Origin of the sequence: Candidatus Liberimonas magnetica, assembly GCA_020523885.1 — a bacterium.
GTDB lineage: Bacteria > Elusimicrobiota > Endomicrobiia > Endomicrobiales > JAFGIL01 > Liberimonas > Liberimonas magnetica.
In genome coordinates, this window is record JAJAPY010000004.1 from 159,659 (window position 1) to 166,174 (window position 6,516).

General features: G+C 41.0%; 4 protein-coding genes. All 4 read right to left on the reverse strand.

The features are described from left to right. Nucleotides 1-24: 24 nt before the first annotated feature. Complete coding sequence (locus LHV68_04585; protein ID MCB4791146.1) at nt 25-825, reverse strand: hypothetical protein; 801 nt, start codon at nt 823-825, stop codon at nt 25-27. Nucleotides 826-835: 10 nt separating this feature from the next. Beyond that, complete coding sequence (locus tag LHV68_04590; protein ID MCB4791147.1) at nt 836-3,403, reverse strand: hypothetical protein; 2,568 nt, start codon at nt 3,401-3,403, stop codon at nt 836-838. 657 nt (nt 3,404-4,060) lie between these two features. After that, complete coding sequence (locus LHV68_04595; protein ID MCB4791148.1) at nt 4,061-4,774, reverse strand: hypothetical protein; 714 nt, start codon at nt 4,772-4,774, stop codon at nt 4,061-4,063. 812 nt (nt 4,775-5,586) lie between these two features. Continuing rightward, complete coding sequence (locus LHV68_04600; protein ID MCB4791149.1) at nt 5,587-6,336, reverse strand: hypothetical protein; 750 nt, start codon at nt 6,334-6,336, stop codon at nt 5,587-5,589. Nucleotides 6,337-6,516 lie beyond the last annotated feature (180 nt).

Below are 6,516 nucleotides of genomic sequence, written 5' to 3' on the forward strand. Positions count from 1 at the left end.
TAAAAATAGTCGGGCAAACTACGGCTATTTTGCTTTTTTTAGCATCTTTATTTGTTCATTTGCCAAGATAAAATTATAACTTTTTTTAACCCTTATAGTTACAGGTTCAGTGGTCCAGATTTTTAGCACAGCTTTGTATTTTCCGCCTTTCAAACTAAACCCGTCTTTTTTGCCCTGATACGTTTCTGTCTGCTTGGGGAATACCGGCCAGCCCTGTTTTAATTCAAAATTCCCTGTTTTTTTACTTAATAAAAAACCTTTACGATAGATTTCAACGCTGCCAAACGGCCTAAGCAATGAGTTCCCTATATTGGATACCTTTGCCATCGCATTGACCTCGAAAGAATTCCCTGAAAGCTCAAGGTCACCGATATCCAAACCGAATTTTTCAGTATTTCTTATCCTGACATACACAGGGATACTGTACTGCGTTTTTAACATCTGGTCAGCCACTTCTCCATTTTTTTCGATATTTTGTACCAGATAACTGTTTAAGACCATAAGAAAACCTTTTGCATCTTTTGGGACTTTAACTTTAAATTTAACTTCTTTCGTTTCCTCCGGTTTTAAATCAAACTCACGCACCGGCATTTCAAACCAGGTTTCCTGCTTCATACCCGTGTTTTCATCAGCAATGTAATAATCTTTCGAATTTACATCTACCCTGACATCATTTTTTTCCTGATTCGTTATCTTATAGGCTCCCTCAAAAACATCCCCGGGATCGCTCAAATACTCAAATCGCATCGGCAGAATAGATATGCCTGCATAAGCAAGGGAAAAAGAAAATAGGACTGACATCAACAACATCAAACAACGTTTCATAACAATCTCCTTATGGAATAATATAATCTAAAATAAGTTTGTTGGTGGTATATTGCTGCGCATACGAATCGTTCAGCCGCACCGCAACATAAATAAAAGTCTGCGCGCTTGCGGGTGCAGGGCAAGGCTGTAGACCTGGAGCCGGATCGACATCTGTTCCTGTGTGGTCTGCCCAGTATACCCCGTCCAAACCGTACGGGCCTACCCCCTGAGACCAGACCCTGATGTATTCTTCCATATTAGAAAAATACGGCCCGCCTGAAGCAGTCGTCTGGCTCTTATCCTTCATCCACCTCCATTGATAATCTGTAAATCCTTCTGATCCATCACCCCGGTCTTTTAGCCACACCGGTGTGACAGGAGTAATCTGGCTGGTAGTGACCTTCCAGCACATAGCCAGCCCCCAACTCGTGCTGCTTACTCCGACTAAATTAAAACCTCTTCCTGTCGGAGTGCTTAGAGGGCCTATATATTTTGGGTTTGCCCCAGGATTACAATTGTCCGTATAAAACTGAACCACAAACTGCGGGAACGTTGTGTTTGCAGTGACAGTTATCGGATAATCTGCGACTTTCCAGGTTTGTGAACCTGCTGTTATGGTACCTCCCCATGTAAGAGTGCTACCCCCGTTTATGTTTGCCTGTATAGTTTGCAATCCTCCCCATTGCTCTTTTATGGAATAATAAGCCTGCCTTATATTGCGGTCGGCCACATTTGAAGATATAGCGCAAACCCCCCACCACTCCTCGTTCATATAAGGGTCAGAATATCCGGAAGCTGTCCAGCCGGAGGTTGTATCGTGAAGGCTGACATTGCCGGCTTTCCACCATTCATCACGCCATTCAAACAGCACCCCGCCCAGGCATCTACTTGTGCCGCTCGGGCTTAGGTTGCCCTGTATTTCACCCCACAGGCCCAGCAGATAATTACTTTGCGTAACCTGGTCATAAACACCAGAGCTGCCATTCCAGGCATCACAGCCGTATTCGGTCAATAAAAGAGGTTTTGCTGATTTTCCTACAAAAGTTGTGAATAAATTTCCAAAAGTAGGGCCCCTGTAAACTTGAGTTGACCAGAAATCCAGGTGCGCCATAAAAGCATCATTAGCTTTATACGTTGCATTGCCTATTTCAGCGATTTCAGCATTAGCAGTAGTTACCGGGTGAGGAATTATGCCTTGTGATTGCTCCAATTCATGAGCAACCTTTGCGCAGGAATCAACAATCACATACCAGTTAGCCCTCTGAGCATCAGTAGTCAGGGATTTATTGACTTCATTTCCTACACACCAGAATAACGTGTACGGGTAATTCATATGGCTATAAACCATATTCTTAAATCCCGGAATTATACTATTTGTTCCCGTCGGATCATTAATCACATCCGTAGCGCTGACAGGATAAGTAAGAATGACATAAATTCCATTGTTGAAAAACTCCATAAGCGCATCGTGACTTGACGGCACCTTGTAGAGCCTTAAGGTATTGGCGCCGACAGCTTTGATCAGGTTGCTGTCTTTCCTGTAATTATACGTCGACACAGACCAGTCATAGGTATAATTCTGGCCCACAGGCGTAAACTCGCCGCAAAAGCCCTTAACCGTAAAAAGATTATCGTCCACATAAACTCTATTGCTGGTAATCTGGACTTTCGTAGCACCTGGCCCTGCTACGCCTATAATGCTTACAGTCGCTGTTCCTGTAGCGTCTCTCATAGCATAAACTCTGGTTTTATCCCCGATTTTATCCGTCGAATTTGCCGTAAATACCGTAGAGTTGCCGGATGCCGGGTTGACACTGCCGACTGTGCTGTACTGTACTGTCCAGGCAAGAGGAGGTGAAGGATCGACAACCAGTCCGCCAGCATTATAAGAAGTGGCGGTTAAATTCTGAGTTTGGCCCTTCATTAGTGACGGAGAATTAGGAGCAATGTTTATTGTTGTGACCGCTCCGCCCGGCGCAAGCCACCTGACATTGTCAATATAAAAAGTTTGATTAGGGTCCGCAGCTGTTGATGTTAGCTTGGGTATAAAAAGGCCCGTTATCTTAGTTAAATTCACGCCCTGGGATGTATAAAGGCTTAGAGCAATAGTTATCTCTTTCCAGTGCAATCTATCTGTGCCTGATACATAACCGCTGTTGAGGAGGCTTCTTGATTTTTGAACTTTTGCTCCGCTTGCATTTAAATATTCTAACGAGAAAATAACGTTATACGTGGAAGTATTTATCCAGAATTTTAGGCTTCCGCCTGAATAAGCCGACATATTCATAGGACTTGTTGTAGGCACAAAAACACCCCACCACTCATTGGTTGCGGTATTACATTGTGCTTTGAAACAATTTGCTGAGTCACCTGCTACTCCCGGAGTTGCAGAATTGGGCACAGTGCCTGTATAGGCGCCGTTAAATGTGGCTGCACCATTTGAACTACCCGTGTAAACTTGAGTCCCGCTCATTATACCGCTATCGTTATATAAAGTCGTAGTTATATTGCTGCCGGCATCTAGTTTTCTAATACCGATAATTATAACAATTAAAAAACAAAATATAAATAGTAATAATTTATTAATCCTTTTCATATATATTTATAAAGTTGAAAGAAAAAGCTTTATCCTTGGGTCATCTATGGAGGCCATTATAGAGCCCTCCAGTGAACCTTCTGCGGATGACGTGGCAATCTGACATGAAGTATCATCCTGAGGTGCACCCGAAGGGTCTCTTGAAGTTAAACATGGGGATCCTTAACGGAGTTTTACATTGAGTATAGTGAATGTGTTCAGGATGACCCTGAAGGGTCAAATTGCTTCTCCCTCTAAGCCGAATCGTAATGAAAAGTCTTACTAAATATCCAATTCCATCTTTAAGATATACCTGAGTTCGGACACTGCTAAAAAACTCTTGACCTTTCGTCCCCCTGAATAAACGGGGGGACGAAAAAATTCAATTTAACTTTTACATGTTTATTCCTTCGGGAACTTGTTGACTGCAGCGATAAATTTCAAGATCACAGTGATTTATAAGTGATTTTTGCTTTAATCTGCGCCCAGCTGCAGGGACACAAAACCACGGTCTCCCTAATAGACTATGTCACAATTAGCATTCTTGGTAAATATGCAATATATTGTGTCAAATAATCAATACATTCGTTTTTTTGTCAAAAAACAGTAATTATGACACAGTCTATAAACGTAATCACCGTAATCAAGTATAGGATTTTCAAATTCCTATATCACAAATTACAACTGTAGCACATCCAGCGTCAACGAATTCGTAGAATACGTCTGAGCTAATGAATGTGTAAAGTCAGAAGCTAAATACATATAGATTTTATTATCCGCTGAAAGCCCTGCAAGTGCCGGGTTCTCACTCCAGTAAAAACCTGTGTTATCCCATACGCGGACATACGTAGATGCCGGGTCCCATGCTGACGTAAGATTAACATTCAACAAATTCTTGTCTTGAACAAATTTCCACATGTAATCTGTAAAACCTTGCGTCCCATCTCCTCTGTTCAGGCTGAATAGCGGTACTGTAACTGCTTCGGTACTTTCAAGAACTTTCCAAGCAACTGGGAGCCCGTATTTTGTATCAATCTGTCCGACTAAGCCGAAACCCTTGGTAGCTGCCGTGGATTTATTACCGGTATAGTTCGTGTTATTGGTATAAACAAGCATTCTCCAGTTGATAAGATTGGTTATTGTTATGCTGACCTCGATATACTGGTCAGCTACTTTATAACCTTGCTGGGCCGCAGTTACACCGCTCCATTGAACCTGAGTTGCGACAGCGTTGTTACTTACATTTCTCACAACAGCATCCCAGGTCTGCACACCTCCCGTAGGTAAAACTGTTGCCGTGAAAGTATGGCTGGACGGAATAACATAAGCAAATGTTATCATCGGGCATATCGCTAAGGCTGCGACGATTAATAATAATCTTTTGATATTCATTTTAATTCTCCTCTAATTTCTAACTCTACTTCGACCTTTTGATGAACCTTTGGGTTCTATTTTTACTGCACCGCCTCCTTGCAATTACCACCTCCTTTAAGTTAATTTTTCTTGTCAGAATATTATTTTTCCGACAATAACTTAAAATCTACGCTTTTTTTATCACCTCCGCTCATTTTTTTATCGAGATTTAAATGTTATTCAAGTTAGAACCCACCGCCCTGCACGGTTTTTATAAAATGTCTTCCTATGCAAGCATCTTAATCGCAAACTCAATTACAAATTTAGATCGTTGTAAGAAATACGAAAAACGATCACTCCCTCAATATAAATTTATCTTTAAGGAAAATGTATTTCATAATAAAATCTCTATATTACTATGTTATATATATCCAAAATATTTTAAATCATACTGTGTTCTTAATATTATTTTACATTAAAATAGAAAAAAATATATAAAAAATATGTAAAACTCTTGAAAAATATTATAGTTTATAAAACAAGTTTTAACATGCCTAATTATTTGTATAGTAGTATATAATACTTGTATTAGTATATACAATAGTATTCAAAACATCAAGGCTTTTTATTAAATCCCGTTAGAGACAATTCCGCAAGGCGGGACCTACCTGCCTAGTGTAGCGACAAGATGGGTTTTTATGCGGCGGAAATAAAAAAAGGCCTTTTTGAAAAGTCAATAAATTTTAGCTGTTGAATCCTCCCGCAAAGCGGGACGGGACAACTGCCAGAGATTATTGGGTTTTTTCAACAATCTCAAATTATTTTCAGAGGCCTTTAATATAATGTTTTTATTATAACTGCATAGCTTCTAAAGTCAGAGATTTTGTCGTGTAAAACTGAGCCACTGTCTGAGTGGAATCCATACCTAAGTAGATATATATTTTGTTGTCAGTCGAAGCCGCTGCTTTTGACGGGTCTTCATTCCAGTAAAAACCTGCATTATCCCAGACGCGGACATAAGTTGATGCAGGGTTCCAGGCGGAAGTTCCGTTAACATTTTTTCTTCCTTTATCCTGCATAAATTTCCACATATAGTTCGTAAAACCTGCAGTACCTGTACCGGGCCTGCTCGTTGAAAATACCGGCGTTGTCGGTGTAGCTGATGTCACATCTAAAACCAGCCAACACAAAGGAATTCCATATTTTGATCCGTCAGGGCTTACGGTCTGGCCTACCAAGCCAAAACTCATAACCGCTGCTGTAGAAACACTGCCCGTATACGGCCTGAAACCTGTTTTTGCTACGGTATTGTCAGTGTAAATAATTATCCGCCAGCTGATAATGTTTGTCACTCTTGCAGTCAGTTCAATATATTGGTTGGCTATTTTATAGCCCGGGCTCCCTGCAGAAACCGTAGGCCAGGTAAAGGAACTGACTTGCACGTTATCACTGCGCCTTTTAAAAACAGCTGTCCAGGTTTGCTGGCCGCCTGTTGCTGTTAATGTTGCATTTAAAGTGCTCGACGAAGAGATAACATAAGCAAATGATACTGCCGGAAAAATAAGAATAACGGCAATAATAAGGAATAATAGCTTTCGCATCCTGCGTTCTCCGCTGAAAATATAAACCGCCTAAGCCTTGTGTGTGTTTTTTACAGCACCGCAGGCATAGGCGGGTATTTTTAAATTTTACACTGCGCCCTTAGGCGTGTGCGTAGGGTTTCCCATTTAGTATGACATGGCTTCTATTGTTAAGGATTTTGTAGTATAAAACTGCGCCAA